Genomic DNA, 15,461 nt, shown 5'->3' with positions numbered 1-15,461 from the left:
ACCAATGAGCGATTCTCTTCACATCCACAAACCCGAGGCTGATCACGATCACAGCCACAAGCATGACCATGGCGGCCACGGCGATTCCTGCTGTTCCTCCAAAGCCGCGGCGCCATCGCTGATCAAGTTGAGCGAGACACCGACCGTCGGCGCGCGGCTGAGCAGCTTCCGCATCGAGGCCATGGACTGCCCGACCGAGCAGACGCTGATCCAGAACAAACTCGGCAAGCTTGCGGGCGTGCAGCAACTGGAGTTCAACCTGATCAACCGGGTGTTGGGCGTGACCCATGACCTGCCAGGCACCGCGCCGATCATCGAGGCGATCAAATCCCTCGGCATGCACGCTGAGCCACTGGAACAAGGCGTCGAAGCGCCAATACCTGTGCCAGAGAAAAAACCTTGGTGGCCATTGGCGCTGTCCGGCGTTGGTGCGTTGGCGGCTGAAGTGATCCACTTCACTAACGCGGCGCCCACTTGGGTGGTGGCGGTGATTGCGCTGATCTCAATCCTCAGTGGCGGCCTGGGTACCTATAAAAAGGGCTGGATCGCCCTGAAAAACTTCAACCTGAACATCAACGCGCTGATGAGCATCGCGGTGACCGGTGCGATCCTGATCGGTCAATGGCCGGAAGCGGCGATGGTAATGTTCCTGTTCACCGTGGCCGAGTTGATTGAAGCCAGGTCCCTGGACCGGGCGCGCAACGCCATCGGCGGACTGATGCAGATGGCGCCCGAGCAAGCCACGGTGCAGCAGGCCGACGGCAGTTGGGTCGCACAACCGGTGAAAAGCATCGAACTGGGCGCACGGGTGCGGGTGCGTCCCGGCGAGCGGATCGGTCTGGACGGCGAAGTGCTGTCCGGCAGCTCGACCATCAACCAGGCGCCGATTACCGGTGAAAGCCTGCCGGTGGAGAAAACCATCGGTGACAAGGTGTTCGCCGGCACCATCAACCAGTCCGGTTCGCTGGAATACACCGTGACCGCAGCGGCCGACCACTCGACCCTGGCGCGGATCATCCACGCCGTCGAACAGGCTCAAGGGGCACGGGCGCCGACCCAGCGCTTCGTCGACAGCTTTTCAAAAATCTACACACCGGCGGTGTTCATCCTGGCCCTGGCCGTGGCGGTGATCCCGCCGCTGTTCATGGACGCGTTGTGGTTCGACTGGATTTACCGGGCGCTGGTGTTGCTGGTGGTCGCCTGCCCATGCGCCTTAGTGATTTCCACTCCGGTGACCATCGTCAGTGGCCTTGCGGCGGCGGCGCGCAAAGGGATTCTGGTCAAGGGCGGCGTTTATCTGGAGCACGGCTACAAACTCGACTACCTGGCCTTCGACAAGACCGGCACCCTCACTCACGGCAAACCGGTGCAGACCGACTATTTGTCCCTCGACCCGACCGCCGATCAAACAGCTCCGGCCATTGCGGCGGCACTGGCGGGTCGCTCGGATCACCCGGTGTCGCTGGCCATCGCTAACGCGGCTATGGATGCCGTTGTGGATAACCCAACTGCGCCGCTGACTGTGGATAACTTTCACGCCCTGGCGGGACGGGGCGTGCGCGGTGAGATCAACGGTGAGCTCTACCATTTGGGTAATCACCGCCTGGTGGAAGATCTGGGCCTGTGTTCGCCAGCGCTGGAAGAGCAGCTGTTTGCGCTGGAGAAACAGGGCAAGTCGGTGGTGCTATTGCTCGACAAGTCGGGTCCGCTGGCCTTGTTTGCCGTCGCGGACACCGTGAAAGCGACCAGTCGCGAAGCGATCCAGCAATTGCATGAACTGGGCATCAAAACCCTGATGCTGACCGGTGACAACGTTCACACCGCCGAGGTCATCGCCGCCCATGTGGGCATCGATCAGGCGCAAGGCGATCTGTTACCGAGCGAGAAGCTGCAGGCCATCGAAACGTTGTATGCCCAGGGCTATCGCGTGGGAATGGTCGGCGACGGCATCAACGACGCCCCCGCACTGGCGCGGGCCGAGGTCGGTTTCGCCATGGCGGCCGCCGGGACCGACACCGCCATCGAAACCGCCGATGTCGCCCTGATGGACGACGATCTGCGCAAGATCCCGGCCTTCATCAGCTTGTCGCGGCAGACCTCCAATATCCTCAAACAGAACATTGCCCTGGCATTGGTCATCAAAGCGATCTTTCTTGGGGTAACCTTCGCCGGGCTCGCCACCATGTGGATGGCGGTGTTCGCCGACATGGGCGTGAGCCTGTTGGTGGTTTTCAACGGTTTGCGCCTGTTGCGCAAATAGACGATGAGGAACGGGTGTGCTGAGTGCCGAGCTGAAGGCGTTTTACATGGTGGCCCGGCTGGGCAGCATTACCCTGGCGGCGAAAAAGCTCGGCCTGAGCCAACCGACGGTGACGACCCAGATCCGGCACCTGGAAAGCCAGTATTCGGTGGAGCTGTTCTACCGTGGCGGTCGCCGCCTCAGCGTCAGCGACGAAGGCGCGCGGTTGTTGCCGATGGTCAAGGCACTGCTGCAGCAGGAAGCCGATATCGAGTTCTTCCTGCGTAACAGCGGTCAGGTCCAGGGCACGTTGCGCATCGCCGCCACGGCGCCGTACTACATCCTCGATCTGGTGAAGACCTTTCGCGAGCGCTTGCCGCAGGTGGAGGTGTCGGTGGAAATCGGCAATTCCCAGCAGGTGCTCGAAGCGCTGGAGGAGTACCGGGTCGATGTCGCCGCGTCCTCGCAGTTGCTCGACGATGCGCGGCTGATCCGCCGGGTACTGGGCAGTGATCCGCTGGTGTTGGCGGTGCATCGTAATCATCCGCTGGCGGTGCATGACCATGTGCCGCTCAGTGCGCTGGCGGGGCACACCTTGTTGATGCGCGAGTCGGGCTCGACCACCCGGCGCTTGACCGAAGAGTTGCTGGCCGGCACCGGGGTAAGTTTCGGGCCGTTGCTGGAGATTGGTAGCCGCGAGTCGATTCGTGAGGCGGTGTTGCGCAACATCGGTATCAGCATCATCGCCCGCCAGGAAGTGCCGCACGATCCGCAATTGCGGGTGCTGACCCTCGAAAATGCGCCGCAGATTCTCGAGTACCTGTACTGCCTCAAGGAGCGAAAAGGCGCGCGGCTGCCGGCGGCGTTTCTAGGGTTGGCGCAGGAAATGGCCCCGGTTTAAGAGTTGTGGTGTATGTGAGGGCCCCTTCGCGAGCAAGCCCGCTCCCACACTGGATCGCGCCTGACACAAAATCAATGTTCACCGAAGATCTAATGTGGGAGCGGGCTTGCTCGCGAAGGCGTCCGTCCGGTCGCCGCTGTATCCAACCAAAATCCTCTAATACCACTATCGGCCGTTTTTGCCTTGCTGCCACATGACGGACGCATTGCAAACCTAGGATGGCCCTCATCTGCTTGATGAGGCCTGTCCATGAACCACTCGATCGCAACTGCCCTGACCAACCCCGGTGCGCCGATGAAAGTGCGCGGCGTGCAGAAGCGCTTCGGCGCGTTCACCGCGCTGGATAACGTTTCCCTCGACGTGGCAGCCGGTGAACTGGTGTGTCTGCTGGGGCCGTCGGGTTGTGGCAAGACCACCTTGCTGCGCTGCATCGCCGGCCTTGAGAAACAAGACAGCGGCGAGTTGTACCTTGGCGATCGCGACGTTTCCCACCTGCCGCCTCAAGCCCGGGACTACGGCATTCTCTTCCAGTCCTACGCGCTGTTTCCCAATCTCACCGTCGAAGCGAACATCGCCTACGGCCTCTCTAGCAGCGGTCGCGATGAAGTGCGCCAGCGCGTCGGTCAGATGCTGGAACTGGTCGGCCTGATCGGCAGCGAGAAAAAATACCCCGGCCAGTTGTCCGGTGGTCAGCAGCAACGCGTAGCGCTGGCCCGGGCTCTGGCGCCGGCCCCTTCCTTGTTGCTGCTGGACGAACCGATGTCGGCGCTCGACGCCCGGGTCCGCGAGCATCTGTGCACCGAACTGCGCCAATTGCAGCGCAATCTCGGCATCACCACCCTGATGGTCACCCACAATCAGGACGAAGCCATGTTGATGGCCGACCGCATCGCCGTGATGAACAACGGCAGGGTCGAGCAGTACGCCACGCCGCAGGACATCTACGACCGCCCGGCCACGCCGTTTGTGGCGGAGTTCGTCGGTCAGGGCAACTGGCTGCCGTTTCGCCGTAGCAGCGACAGTCATGCCCAGGTCGGCGGGATGCACATGCGCCTGGCCGAAGGCAGCGCCCTGACCGTCTCGGGCCGTTTGTTCTGCCGCCCCGAGGCGATCAACGTCAACCCGCTGGTGCATGAAGAAAACCTGTTCCCGGCCAAGGTTCGCGAAATCACGTTCCTCGGCAACCGTTGCCGCATGAGTTTCGAACTCGATCAACTGCCGGGTCATGCATTGCTGGCCGAACTGGCGCCGGAAGCCATGCCGCGTCTCGGCGCCCGGCAAATCATGGTCGCCTTGCCGCCGCGCAGCCTGCAGGTGTTCGCCTGATGAGCGCAAACCTCGCGCTGCCGATACCGCATAAGCAGGTTCGGCAGACCTTGCGCGCGGAGATTGGCGATCGGCTGTTCGTGGTCGGCGGCAAGGTGCTGTTGCTGGTGTTGCTCGGTGTCGCGGTGTTGATGCCATTGCTGGCGATCTTCTGGCGCGGGTTCAGTTCGCAGGCCGGGCAGGGCGGTGGTCTGGTGGCTGCCCGAGAACTGCTGACCAGCGCGAATTTCCATTGGTTGCTGGGCAATAGCCTGAAGGTTTCCCTCAGCGTGGCGGCGATTGTCGTACCGTTGGCCTACCTGTTTGCCTACGCCCTGCAACGCACGTTGATTCCCGGCAAAGGCATCTGGCGCGGCATGTCATTGCTGCCGTTGATGGCGCCGTCGATGTTGCCGGGGATTGCGCTGGTTTATCTGTTCGGCAATCAGGGCCTGTTGCGCGGTCTGTTCTCGGACAATATCTACGGTTTCTGGGGCATTGTGCTCGGCGAGGTCATCTACACCTTCCCGCACGCCTTGATGATTTTGCTGTCGGCGCTGTCCCTGGCGGATGCGCGACTGTTCGATGCCGCCTCCAGCATGGGCGCGAGCCCGGCGAAAGCCTTTCGCAGCATCACTTGGCCGGCGACCCGTCAGGCGGTGTTCGCGGCGTTCTGTCTGGTGTTCACCCTGACCATCACCGACTTCGGTGTGCCCGTGGTGGTCGGTGGAGACTATCAAGTGCTGGCGCTGGAAGCCTACAAAGCGGTGGTCGGCCAGCAACAATTCGGTCGCGGCGCACTGATCGGCATGGTTCTGCTGCTGCCGGCGCTGTTCAGCTTTGGTGTCGACGCCTGGCTGCGTCGGCGTCATGGCGATTGCATGAGTGGTCGGGCGCAAGTCTTTCAGCCAATGCCGTCGAGGCTGCGCGACGGTTGTTATCTGGCCATCGTGCTGCTGATCTGCGCGGTGTTGCTGCTGGTGTTCGGCATGGCGGTGTACTCGTCGCTGGTGAAGTTCTGGCCGTACAACCTGTCGCTGTCGCTCAACCATTACCAGTTCAACGACACCGCGGGCGGTGGCTGGCTGGCCTACGGCAACAGCGTGAAGATGGCGTTGTGCACGGCGTTGATCGGCAGCGTGCTGATCTTCACCGGCGCCTACCTGATGGAGAAAACCCGTGGCCAGCGCGGGCTGAATCTGACCCTGCGCATGCTCAGTTTCATACCGATGGCGGTGCCGGGTCTGGTGCTGGGCCTGGGTTACGTCTTCTTCTTCAACCTCAGCGGCAATCCGCTGCATGTGCTCTACGGCAGCATGACGCTGCTGGTGGTCTGCACCATTGCTCACTATTTGACCACTGCGCAAATGACCGCGACCACCGCGCTGCGCCAGCTCGACGCCGAGTTTGAAGCCGCCGCTCTGTCGCTCAAGGCGCCGCTGTACCGGCATTACCTGCGGGTCACCGTGCCGATTTGCCTGCCGGCGCTGCTGGACATCGTGCGCTATCTGTTCGTCTCGGCCATGACCACCGTTTCGGCGGCAATCTTCCTCTACAGCCCCGACACCATCCTTGCGGCGGTGGCGGTGCTGAACATGGACGACGCCGGCAACGTCGGCGGCGCGGCGGCGATGTCGACCCTGATTCTGTTCACCTCGGCGGGCGTGTCCCTGCTGCTGGCCTGGGCCTCGCGCGGTTTGTTACGCCGCTCCCAGGCCTGGCGGCAGACCGCGCCCGGTCTTTGATTCACACCTTCAACTCATACAGGAATTGCACCATGTTCAAGCCCTTGGCCCTGGCCGCTGCTGTCCTCACCGCTTTCAGCCTGAACGCTTACGCGGCGAAAACCGAGTTGACGGTGTACACCGCCCTCGAAGCCGAACAACTGAAAACCTACAAAGAGGCTTTCGAAAAGGCCAACCCGGACGTCGAGATCAAGTGGGTACGCGACTCCACTGGCATCATCACTGCCAAACTGCTGGCCGAAAAAGCCCGTCCGCAAGCCGACGCAGTGTGGGGCCTGGCGGCATCGAGCCTGGCGATCCTCGATCAGCAAGGCATGCTGCAAAGCTACGCGCCGAAGGACCTGGGCAAGATCGGCGGCAACTACCGCGACGCCGCCAACCCACCGGCCTGGGTCGGCATGGATGTGTGGGCGGCAACCATTTGCTTCAACACTGTTGAAGCCGAAAAGCAGGGGCTGAGCAAACCCGTGAGCTGGCAGGACCTGACCAAGCCTGAGTACAAAGGCAAGATCGTCATGCCCAACCCGGCCTCGTCCGGCACCGGTTTCCTCGACGTCAGCGCCTGGCTGCAAACCTTCGGCGAGAAGCAGGGCTGGCAGTACATGGACGACCTGCACCAGAACATCGGCCAGTACGTTCACTCCGGTTCCAAGCCGTGCAAACTCGCGGCGGCTGGTGAGTTCCCGATCGGTATTTCCTTCGAATACCCGGCCGTTCAGTTGAAACGCCAGGGTGCGCCGCTGGACATCATCCTGCCGAAGGAAGGTTTGGGCTGGGAAATCGAAGCGACCGCCGTGATCAAAGGCACCACGCATGAAGAGGCGGCGAAAAAACTCGCTGACTTCTCTGCGAGCCCGGCGGCGATGGAGCTTTATAAAGAGAACTTCGCGGTGCTCGCACAACCGGGTATCGCCAAGCCACAGACCGAATTGCCGGCGGACTATGAGCAGCGCCTGATCAAGAACGACTTTGCCTGGGCCTCGAAGAATCGCGACGAGATCCTCAGCGAATGGCGCAAACGCTATGACGGCAAGTCCGAGAAAGTGGCTGCCAAGTAATCTTCGTCGGCTGACAAGGCCTCATCGCGAGCAGGCTCGCTCCCACAGGTTTTGTGAACGCCACGGACCCTGTGGGAGCGGGCTTGCTCGCGAAGGCGGCTTCGAATTCAGGACATCTCTTAATGACACACCACAACGACATGCTGATCGTAGGCGCCGGCATCCTCGGCCTGTCCCACGCCTATGCCGCCGCCAGACGCGGCCTCAAGGTCAAAGTCTTCGAACGCAGCGCCACACCGTTGGGCGCTTCGGTGCGCAATTTCGGCCAGGCACTGGTCACCGGCCAGCCACCGGGACCGATGCTCGAACTGGCCAGGGCCAGCCGCGACATCTGGGGCCAATGGGCGCAACTGGCCGGTCTGCAACTCAAGCGCAACGGCTCATACCTGTTCGCCCGCACTGAAGCCGAAGAACATTTGCTGGAAGCCTTCTGCGCTGGGCGTGCCGTGGAGCACGGTTACCGTGTCGAGCTGTTGCGCGGCAACCCATTGCGGGATTTATACGGCGGTCAATTCAGCCATCACCGCGCCGCGTTGCACGGCATGGATGACCAACAGCTGTATTCCCGCGAGGCGATTCCGGCGTTGATCGACTACCTGCACCGTGAGTTGGGCGTCGAGTTTCACTTTTCCACCCTGGTGCGCGACATCGAGCCGGGCCGCTTGTACAGCACTGCCGGCACCTTCAGCGCGGGGCAGATCATCGTCTGCTCTGGCCACGATTATCAAACGCTGCTGGCCGAGCCGATTGCCGAACTCAAGCCGCAAGTCTGCCGCCTGCAAATGCTCCGCGCCCGGCCGCAGATCAACCTCAACCTGCAACACGCGCTGCTCACCGGTCTGAGTTGCGTGCACTACGGCGCCTTCGCCGACCTGCCGGAAGCCGCGGCGGTACAGGCGCAGATTCTGCGCGAGGCACCCCATCTGCACGAAAACGGCATTCACCTGCTGATCAGCCCGACGCCTTACGGTGAGTTGATCATCGGCGACTCCCACCATTACGGCAGCGATCCATCACCGTTCAATGCCGAACAGGTGGACGACTGGATGCTCGAACTGGCCGAGCAGACGTTGGGCTGCAAAGTGCAGGTGGTCGAGCGCTGGCAGGGTGTTTACGGTTCACGCGGCCCCGGCCCGTTTTCTTTTCTGCGTCCGATGCCGGGTGTGAGCGTGGCGCTGATGCACTCCGGTGTCGGCATGAGCGTCGGGCCGGCGATGGCCGAACGTAACGTGGCCACTTTATTGGGAGGCAGTTGAAGGACCTCAAGGCCTTGAAGCGCACGGCCGTGGGTCTGTTGTCCCGCGCTCTGGGCTGAGTTGTCCGACAAACGATAGGGAATCGGTTTATGGATCAATGCGCGTCAAAGAATCAATCTGGCCTTTTTGCAAAGGAATGCACGGATGCATTTTTTGAAAGTGATCGCACAGGACCGGAGCGGGAAGGGCTCGGCGGATACCGTCGGTTTCCAGTTTTTTGAAGATGATCAGTTGCAGCGCGAGGCGACGGATGCGGATCGTCAACGGCTCAAGTCTTTCGGCAAGACGTACTTGAAATGCGCCTGGTACAACGCGGGTGAAGGCGAGGAGCGGCATTTGCGGATCTTCTCGGAAAACCCCAGTGCCGACGGCTCGCCAGAAACGGTACGGATGCATTTTCATGAAGGACCGACGATTACCTACAAGGCAGCGGCCCGTGATCTGGATAACGACGGGTTTTTCGAGTTGATATTGAGCTCGGATGTGGACAACGACGGGCGAGCAAACAGGACGGATCGTAGCCGCGTGAAGGCATTGGCCAAAGAGTTTCTGAAACTGGACTGGCGCTGACGATCATGGGCTAAAGCTGCTGCGCCAACACCTCAACCTGCTCCTGCCGCTCCGCCTGATTCAGCTTCGAATGAGGATTGAGCGATGACCACTGCGGATGGGCCCGCGCCTTGTTCAGCGCTTCCGGCAGTTTGCCTTCGCGCCAGGTTTTGTCCTGCGGCGTGGCAACCTGAATGCTGTCCATCGCCGCATGCCCGCGCTGGTTCAGGGCTTGCAGCAATTGCCGCTGGCGCAAGGCCAACAGCCGCAACACGCTGTCGTCGACGGTCAGTTCTCGCTGGCCCTTGATCTTGCCCAGCAGGCGGCTGCCGTAACTGCGCGCGGTTTGCAGGGCACCGCCGGCAATCGCTCCGGCCAGTGCCGCCGCGCCGAGGGTCAGGCCACCCACCAGCAGATCGACGCCGGCCCCGGCCGCCGCGCCAGCCGCGATACCGCCGCCGACTCGCACACCGAGCTGCTTCAGGGTTTCCGGGTTGAACAGGTCATCGCCCCAGCGGCCATCGAGCAGCGGCAGGTCACTGGCCGCCGCGTCCTGTGGGCGGAAAGCGTAGAGCTTGAGCAAGGCTTCAACGCAGCGTTGTTCGCGCTGACGCACCGCTTTGCGCAGTTCGCTGATCGCTTGCTGCTCCTGCTCCGCCTCGCTGACGACACTGCGGCGGCAGGCGGCGCAATCGATCAATAAATCGGCGATCAACTGCGTAGCACTCTGCCGACGGGCCAGGCGTTGGGCCTGCTGATCGGCGATCAAGCGTTCCAGTTGGTCGCGGGAGTTTTCCAGCAGCAGCGCAAGGCTTTCATAGAGTCGACGTTCGCCATCCTCCGGCGGTGCGACGCTGTCGAACCGCACCAACGCATGCAAGCCCAATCGCGCCAGGGCTTCACGCCAATCCGGTTCGCGATGCTGGGCGCTGCTGACAAAATTCAGCACCGGCAGCAGCGGTTTACCGCAACTGGCCAGCACTTGCAGTTCGTCGCGGTACTTGGCCAGCACCGGCTCCCGGGCGTCGATCACATAGAGGCCGGCGTCGGAGGCGAGCAATTGCCGCAACACCTTGGCTTCCTGTTCGAAGCGCTGCCGGGCCTCGCTGCCCTCAAGGAAGCGCGCCAGCCGTGCCGGGCCATCGAGGCGTTCGCCGGGGCGTTCCAGGCGTTCGAGGTAGTCGAGCAGGGCGATGGCATCTTCCAGGCCCGGCGTGTCGAACAGATCGAGCAGAGGCTCGCCGTCCACCGACAATCGCGCGCCCTCGACATGGCGCGTGGTGCTGGGGCGATGGGACACTTCGCCGAAGCCGACATCCCGCGTCAGCGTGCGCAGCAACGAGGTTTTGCCGACGTTGGTGTGGCCGACCACGGCGAGCTTCAAGGGCTGTTTCCAGGTATCAGTCATGACCCGTCTCCAGCCAGTTCAATGGCGCGCAATCGGCGAATGGCAGGTCCAGTTGTTGTAGCGCAACATGCCAGTCGCCCAGGCGTTCGGCGTCCAGCGCTTCGCCGGGTGGCGCTTGCAGCAACCACACGCGGGTCGCGGTGGCGCTGCGAGCCAATTCGGCAATCAGCGCCAGGCTGCCACGGTCCGGCGAACGCCGTGGATCGCAGGCGATGGCCAGGCGGGCCGGGGGAAAACGACTCAGCTGTTCGAGCAGTTTGTGCCGGGATTCGCGGCTGTCGAGGATGCCGGCGTCGTTGACGCTTTTCGGCAGCTGCGGTGGCCAGGGGCGTTGATCGTCCAGCTCGATGGCCACCAACAGTGCGCCATCGCTTTGCAGATCGCTGGCCGCGTTTTCAACCCGGTGAAGTTGCTCAGGCGCGGCATCGCTAATACCCAGGCGTTCGCTGGTGGGCATCAGCCGTTCGCGCAGTTGGGCGTAACCGGGCAGGTTCAAGTCCAGATGCAAGGCTGCCTGGCCGGTTTTCCAGCGCCACCGGCAGAACAATGCGAGCAGCAAACGCGGTAACACGCCGTACACCAGCAGCACGCTCACCAGCCACGCCGCCCAGGCCTGGCGGGCGCTTTCGATGTTCAGCGCGGCATCGCCGCTGGCGCGGATCATCTCCACGCTGGGCACACTGAAACCGAGCAAGGCCGGCAGGGCGCCGAGGGCCTGGGTCATGGCGACGAAGGTGTCGGCGCCGAGAATGGTGGTCTCCCAGACGAAGCCATAGCGCCGGGTCGCCATCAGCGTCAGCAGCATCACCAAGGCACTGAGCATCGCCAACAACCACAAGCCGTTGACCAGCACACCCAGCGCCCACCGATTGAGTTTCTGCCGTTGCAGTAACAGCAGCAGGGCTGGCGCCAGTTGCGCGGCGTTGGCATCGCGGGCGAGTTTTTCACTGAGCCACAACCACAAGCGTCCGAGGGCGGCGCCCTGTTCGCCGGCGAACACCAGGCCCAGGGCCCAGCTCAATAGCAGAATCAGGTTCAGCCCCAGCAGGCTGCCCAAGGCCCAGAACACATTGACCGGGGTCTGGCCGTCGCCCAGCGCGGCAAACGCCAGGCCGGCGCCACTGATCACGGCCAGCACGGCGAGCACGATCAACGCCAGTCTCGCGCCTTGCAGCCAGTGTCTGAGGGCGCGGGTCTGCCCGTCGCGCTCGGCCAGCCACCGGGCACGGCATTGAATACGCGTCGGCAGGTCGCCGCCGGCGCTACGGGCGACTCGGTTGGCTTCCAGATCATCCAGGGGGCCGGCGTGTTCTTCACGCAGGCGTATGGTTTCGCTCAGCCAGAGGTTTTGCAGTGGAGTCAGTTCAGTCACGCGGCATCCCGTCGCTTCATTGAGCGATGAGCATAACCGCTGTGACGCTTATCGGGGTAAGGGAGGCTCTGGTATCCTCGCCGGCATGACTAAATCACTCCCCCTCAGCCTGATCGCAGCCCTCGGTGAAAACCGTGTGATCGGCGTCGACAACAGCATGCCCTGGCACTTGCCGGGGGACTTCAAATACTTCAAGGCCACCACCCTCGGCAAGCCGATCATCATGGGGCGCAAGACCTGGGATTCCCTCGGTCGTCCGCTGCCGGGCCGGTTGAACATCGTGGTCAGTCGCCAGGCGGATCTGCAGCTGGAAGGCGCGGAGGTTTATCCGTCACTGGAGACGGCCGTGGGTCGCGCCGAGGAATGGGCGCTGGAGCAGGGTGCCAATGAGTTGATGTTGATTGGTGGTGCGCAGTTGTATGCGCAAGGTCTGGAGCAGGCCGATCGGCTATACCTGACGCGCGTGGCGCTGAGCCCGGAAGGGGATGCGTGGTTTCCGGAGTTTGATGTGAACCAGTGGAAGCTGGTGTCGAATGTTCCGAATCCGGCAGAAGGCGATAAGCCGGCGTACAGCTTTGAGGTGTGGGAGCGCACATAGATCATTCCCACGCTCTGCGTGGGAATGCAGCCCGTGACGCTCGGCGTCACTGGACGCGGAGCGTCCCTTGAGGCATTCCCACGCGGGAGCGTGGGAACGATCAGTGCGGGTTAAGCGTGAGCCAACTCCGAATGCTCATCTGCATCCAATAGCGCTTTATCCGTCTGCTGCATGATCTGGCTGGTAATCGCCCCAGCGGTAATCGACCCACTGACATTCAACGCCGTACGACCCATGTCGATCAGCGGTTCAACCGAAATCAGCAACGCCACCAGTGACACCGGCAAGCCCATGGCCGGCAACACGATCAGCGCGGCGAAGGTTGCACCGCCACCAACCCCGGCCACCCCGGCCGAACTCAGCGTCACAATCGCCACCAACGTCGCGATCCACAGCGGGTCCAGCGGGTTGATGCCCACGGTTGGCGCAACCATCACCGCCAACATCGCCGGGTACAGACCGGCACAGCCGTTCTGGCCAATGGTCGCGCCAAACGAGGCAGCGAAACTGGCGATGGACTGTGGAATACCCAAACGGCTGGTCTGGGCTTCGATGCTCAGCGGAATGGTCGCGGCGCTGGAGCGGCTGGTGAAGGCAAACGTCAGCACCGGCCAGATCTTGCGGAAAAACCGTAGCGGGTTGATCCCGGCGGCTGATACCAGCACGCCATGGACCACAAACATCAGGCCCAGGCCGATGTAGGACACCACCACGAAACTGCCGAGCTTGATGATGTCTTGCAGGTTGGAGCCGGCGACCACTTTGGTCATCAGCGCCAACACGCCGTATGGGGTCAGCTTCATCACCAGGCGCACCAGGCGCATCACCCAGGCTTGCAGGGTGTCGATGGCGTTGATCACTTTCTGACCTTTCTCGACATCATCCTTGAGCAGTTGCAGCGCCGCGACCCCAAGGAATGCGGCGAAGATCACCACACTGATGATCGACGTCGGTTTGGCGCGAGCGAGGTCGGCGAACGGGTTCTGCGGGATGAACGACAACAACAGTTGCGGCACATTCAGATCGGCGACCTTGCCCGCGTAGTCGGTCTGGATGGTTTGCAGGCGAGCCATTTCCTGAGTGCCGGCGACCAGACCTTCGGCGGTGAGACCGAACAGGTTGGTCAGGCCGATACCGATCAGCGCCGCGATGGCGGTGGTGAACAGCAGCGTGCCGATGGTCAGGAAGCTGATCTTGCCCAGCGACGAAGCGTTGTGCAGACGGGCCACGGCACTGAGGATCGAAGCGAACACCAGCGGGAACACGATCATTTGCAGCAACTGCACATAACCGTTGCCCACCAGATCGAACCAGCCGATCGAGGCTTTGAGTACCGGGTTGCCCGCACCATAAATCGAGTGCAAAGCAACACCGAATACCACGCCCAGCACCAAGGCCAGCAACACCTTTTTGGCCAGGCTCCAGGTGGTGTGACGGGTTTGCGCCAGGCCAAAGAGCAAGGCGAGGAACACCAGCAGATTGAGGATCAGCGGCAGATTCATAGAGGCTCCATAGACTTGTGCCAGCCACCTTCATGTGTGACTGCGAACCGGTAAGCCTAACAGCTTGATATGTAATGAATTAATATCAAAAACAGCGGTCGTCTGTCGTTTTTGGAATAAGCCGGTGACGCTATGGGGAATGCCGCTGGCGGAATCAGGATGCAAGCGGTCGCGGGCAGACGAGGACTGTCACACTTATTTGTTAGCGTCGATTTCTTTGAACTGGGGAGAAACGACGATGAAACTTGCACCGAAATTTCTTGCTGCTGCACTGGGATTGGGGTTGGGCCTGGGCCTTGTCGGGCAGGTATTCGCCACCGATCTGCAACACTGGCCAGCGGATCAGGCCAAGGCGCTGGACGCGATGATCGCGGCCAATGCCAACAAGGGTAACTTTGCGGTGTTCGACATGGACAACACCAGCTACCGCTACGACCTCGAAGAGTCATTGCTGCCGTTCATGGAAAACAAGGGCCTGATCACCCGCGAGAGCCTTGACCCCTCCCTGAAACTGATGCCGTTCAAGGACACCGCCGACCACAAGGAAAGCCTGTTCAGCTACTACTATCGCCTCTGCGAAATCGACGACATGGTTTGCTATCCATGGGTCGCCCAAGTGTTTTCCGGCTTCACGCTTCAGGAGCTCAAGGCCAACGTCGATGAGTTGATGGCATCTGGCAAGCCGGTGCCGAGCACTTATTATGACGGCGACGTGGTCAAGACCATCGACGTCAACCCGCCGAAAATCTTCACCGGTCAGAAAGAGCTCTACAACAAGCTGATGGAGAACGGCATCGAGGTCTACGTGATGACCGCTGCCTCCGAAGAGCTGGTGCGCATGGTCGCTGCCGATCCGAAGTACGGCTATAACGTCAAACCGCAGAACGTGATCGGCGTGACCACGCTGCTCAAGGACCGCAAGACTGGCGAGCTGACCACGGCGCGTAAGCAGATTACTGCCGGCAAGTATGACGAAAAGGCTAACCTGGGCCTGGAACTGACTCCGTACCTGTGGACCCCGGCCACCTGGATGTCCGGTAAGCAGGCGGCCATCCTGACCTACATCGATGAATGGAAGAAACCGGTCCTGGTGGGCGGCGATACCCCGACCAGCGATGGTTACATGCTGTTCCACAGTGTCGACGTGTCCAAGGGCGGCATCCATTTGTGGGTCAACCGCAAAGACAAATACATGACCCAGATTAACGGCATGATGGCCAAAAACGCTGCAGCCCAGGCCAAAGAAGGGTTGGCGGTGACGGCGGACAAGAACTGGGTGATCGTCAAGCCGGAAGAGATTCAATAAAACCGAATCGCGACCAGGCTCACTCTCAAAGGCAACATAGAACAAATGTGGGAGCGGGCTTGCTCGCGAAGAGGCCATCACATTCAACATCAATGGTGACTGTCAGACCGCTTTCGCGAGCAAGCCCGCTCCCAAATTCGGGTTGCCTGCAATGTTTGTGGATGGCAGTTGCCCGAGTTGATCGCAAAAAAATGCCCCGCACTTGACGGGGCATTTTTTGTT

At 61.6% G+C, this 15,461-nt stretch carries 12 protein-coding genes; 9 read left to right on the top strand and 3 right to left on the bottom strand.

Going from position 1 to position 15,461, the window contains the following annotated elements; all coding sequences use genetic code 11:
• Nucleotides 1-4: 4 nt before the first annotated feature.
• The 7 genes from PSH64_RS28550 (at nt 5) to PSH64_RS28520 (ending at nt 9,074) form a co-directional block, all read left to right on the top strand.
• A complete protein-coding gene (locus PSH64_RS28550; RefSeq protein ID WP_305479324.1) occupies nt 5-2,260 on the top strand; it encodes a heavy metal translocating P-type ATPase in 2,256 nt (751 codons plus the stop codon).
• A 16-nt stretch (nt 2,261-2,276) separates the two neighbouring features.
• Complete coding sequence (locus tag PSH64_RS28545; RefSeq protein WP_105340769.1) at nt 2,277-3,140, top strand: LysR family transcriptional regulator; 864 nt, start codon at nt 2,277-2,279, stop codon at nt 3,138-3,140.
• A 249-nt stretch (nt 3,141-3,389) separates the two neighbouring features.
• A complete protein-coding gene (locus PSH64_RS28540) occupies nt 3,390-4,466 on the top strand; it encodes a putative 2-aminoethylphosphonate ABC transporter ATP-binding protein (RefSeq protein WP_305479323.1) in 1,077 nt (358 codons plus the stop codon).
• Complete coding sequence (locus PSH64_RS28535; protein WP_305479322.1) at nt 4,466-6,190, top strand: putative 2-aminoethylphosphonate ABC transporter permease subunit; 1,725 nt, start codon at nt 4,466-4,468, stop codon at nt 6,188-6,190. The genes PSH64_RS28540 and PSH64_RS28535 overlap by 1 nt, the downstream gene beginning before the upstream one ends.
• A 32-nt stretch (nt 6,191-6,222) precedes the next feature.
• A complete protein-coding gene (locus tag PSH64_RS28530) occupies nt 6,223-7,248 on the top strand; it encodes a putative 2-aminoethylphosphonate ABC transporter substrate-binding protein (RefSeq protein WP_305479321.1) in 1,026 nt (341 codons plus the stop codon).
• A gap of 122 nt (nt 7,249-7,370) precedes the next feature.
• Entirely contained in the window at nt 7,371-8,504 is a 1,134-nt protein-coding gene (locus PSH64_RS28525; RefSeq protein WP_305479320.1) for a TIGR03364 family FAD-dependent oxidoreductase, read from the top strand.
• Between the two features lie 144 nt (nt 8,505-8,648).
• A complete protein-coding gene (locus PSH64_RS28520; RefSeq protein ID WP_105340773.1) occupies nt 8,649-9,074 on the top strand; it encodes a hypothetical protein in 426 nt (141 codons plus the stop codon).
• 10 nt (nt 9,075-9,084) lie between these two features.
• Here the strand turns inward: PSH64_RS28520 and PSH64_RS28515 are convergent, their stop codons facing one another.
• Complete coding sequence (locus tag PSH64_RS28515) at nt 9,085-10,461, bottom strand: GTPase/DUF3482 domain-containing protein (protein ID WP_305479319.1); 1,377 nt, start codon at nt 10,459-10,461, stop codon at nt 9,085-9,087.
• Entirely contained in the window at nt 10,454-11,833 is a 1,380-nt protein-coding gene (locus tag PSH64_RS28510) for a DUF2868 domain-containing protein (protein ID WP_305479318.1), read from the bottom strand. The genes PSH64_RS28515 and PSH64_RS28510 overlap by 8 nt, the downstream gene beginning before the upstream one ends.
• 85 nt (nt 11,834-11,918) lie before the next feature.
• Between PSH64_RS28510 and PSH64_RS28505 the strand changes: the two genes are divergently transcribed.
• Entirely contained in the window at nt 11,919-12,431 is a 513-nt protein-coding gene (locus tag PSH64_RS28505) for a dihydrofolate reductase (protein ID WP_305479317.1), read from the top strand.
• Nucleotides 12,432-12,541: 110 nt separating this feature from the next.
• Here the strand turns inward: PSH64_RS28505 and PSH64_RS28500 are convergent, their stop codons facing one another.
• On the bottom strand, nt 12,542-13,933 hold the full coding sequence (locus PSH64_RS28500; RefSeq protein ID WP_305479316.1) for an L-cystine transporter: 1,392 nt from the start codon (nt 13,931-13,933) through the stop codon (nt 12,542-12,544).
• A gap of 238 nt (nt 13,934-14,171) precedes the next feature.
• Between PSH64_RS28500 and PSH64_RS28495 the strand changes: the two genes are divergently transcribed.
• Nucleotides 14,172-15,239: a phosphorylcholine phosphatase gene (locus PSH64_RS28495; RefSeq protein ID WP_105340778.1), complete on the top strand. Its 1,068-nt coding sequence runs from the start codon at nt 14,172-14,174 to the stop codon at nt 15,237-15,239.
• Nucleotides 15,240-15,461: the final 222 nt, after the last annotated feature.

Source organism: Pseudomonas sp. FP1742, from assembly GCF_030687145.1.
In the GTDB taxonomy this organism is placed as follows: domain Bacteria; phylum Pseudomonadota; class Gammaproteobacteria; order Pseudomonadales; family Pseudomonadaceae; genus Aquipseudomonas; species Aquipseudomonas frederiksbergensis_D.
The sequence above is the reverse complement of the archived record's forward strand: the minus strand, read 5'-3'. Positions and strand labels throughout refer to the sequence as shown.

Bases quoted from the DNA above. Each gene is read 5' to 3' on its own strand.
- PSH64_RS28550 (WP_305479324.1), top strand. From the start codon at position 5: ATGAGCGATTCTCTTCACATCCACAAACCCGAGGCTGATCACGATCAC.
- PSH64_RS28540 (WP_305479323.1), top strand. From the start codon at position 3,390: ATGAACCACTCGATCGCAACTGCCCTGACCAACCCCGGTGCGCCGATG.
- PSH64_RS28535 (WP_305479322.1), top strand. From the start codon at position 4,466: ATGAGCGCAAACCTCGCGCTGCCGATACCGCATAAGCAGGTTCGGCAG.
- PSH64_RS28530 (WP_305479321.1), top strand. From the start codon at position 6,223: ATGTTCAAGCCCTTGGCCCTGGCCGCTGCTGTCCTCACCGCTTTCAGC.
- PSH64_RS28525 (WP_305479320.1), top strand. From the start codon at position 7,371: ATGACACACCACAACGACATGCTGATCGTAGGCGCCGGCATCCTCGGC.
- PSH64_RS28520 (WP_105340773.1), top strand. From the start codon at position 8,649: ATGCATTTTTTGAAAGTGATCGCACAGGACCGGAGCGGGAAGGGCTCG.
- PSH64_RS28515 (WP_305479319.1), bottom strand. From the start codon at position 10,461: ATGACTGATACCTGGAAACAGCCCTTGAAGCTCGCCGTGGTCGGCCAC.
- PSH64_RS28505 (WP_305479317.1), top strand. From the start codon at position 11,919: ATGACTAAATCACTCCCCCTCAGCCTGATCGCAGCCCTCGGTGAAAAC.
- PSH64_RS28500 (WP_305479316.1), bottom strand. From the start codon at position 13,933: ATGAATCTGCCGCTGATCCTCAATCTGCTGGTGTTCCTCGCCTTGCTC.
- PSH64_RS28495 (WP_105340778.1), top strand. From the start codon at position 14,172: ATGAAACTTGCACCGAAATTTCTTGCTGCTGCACTGGGATTGGGGTTG.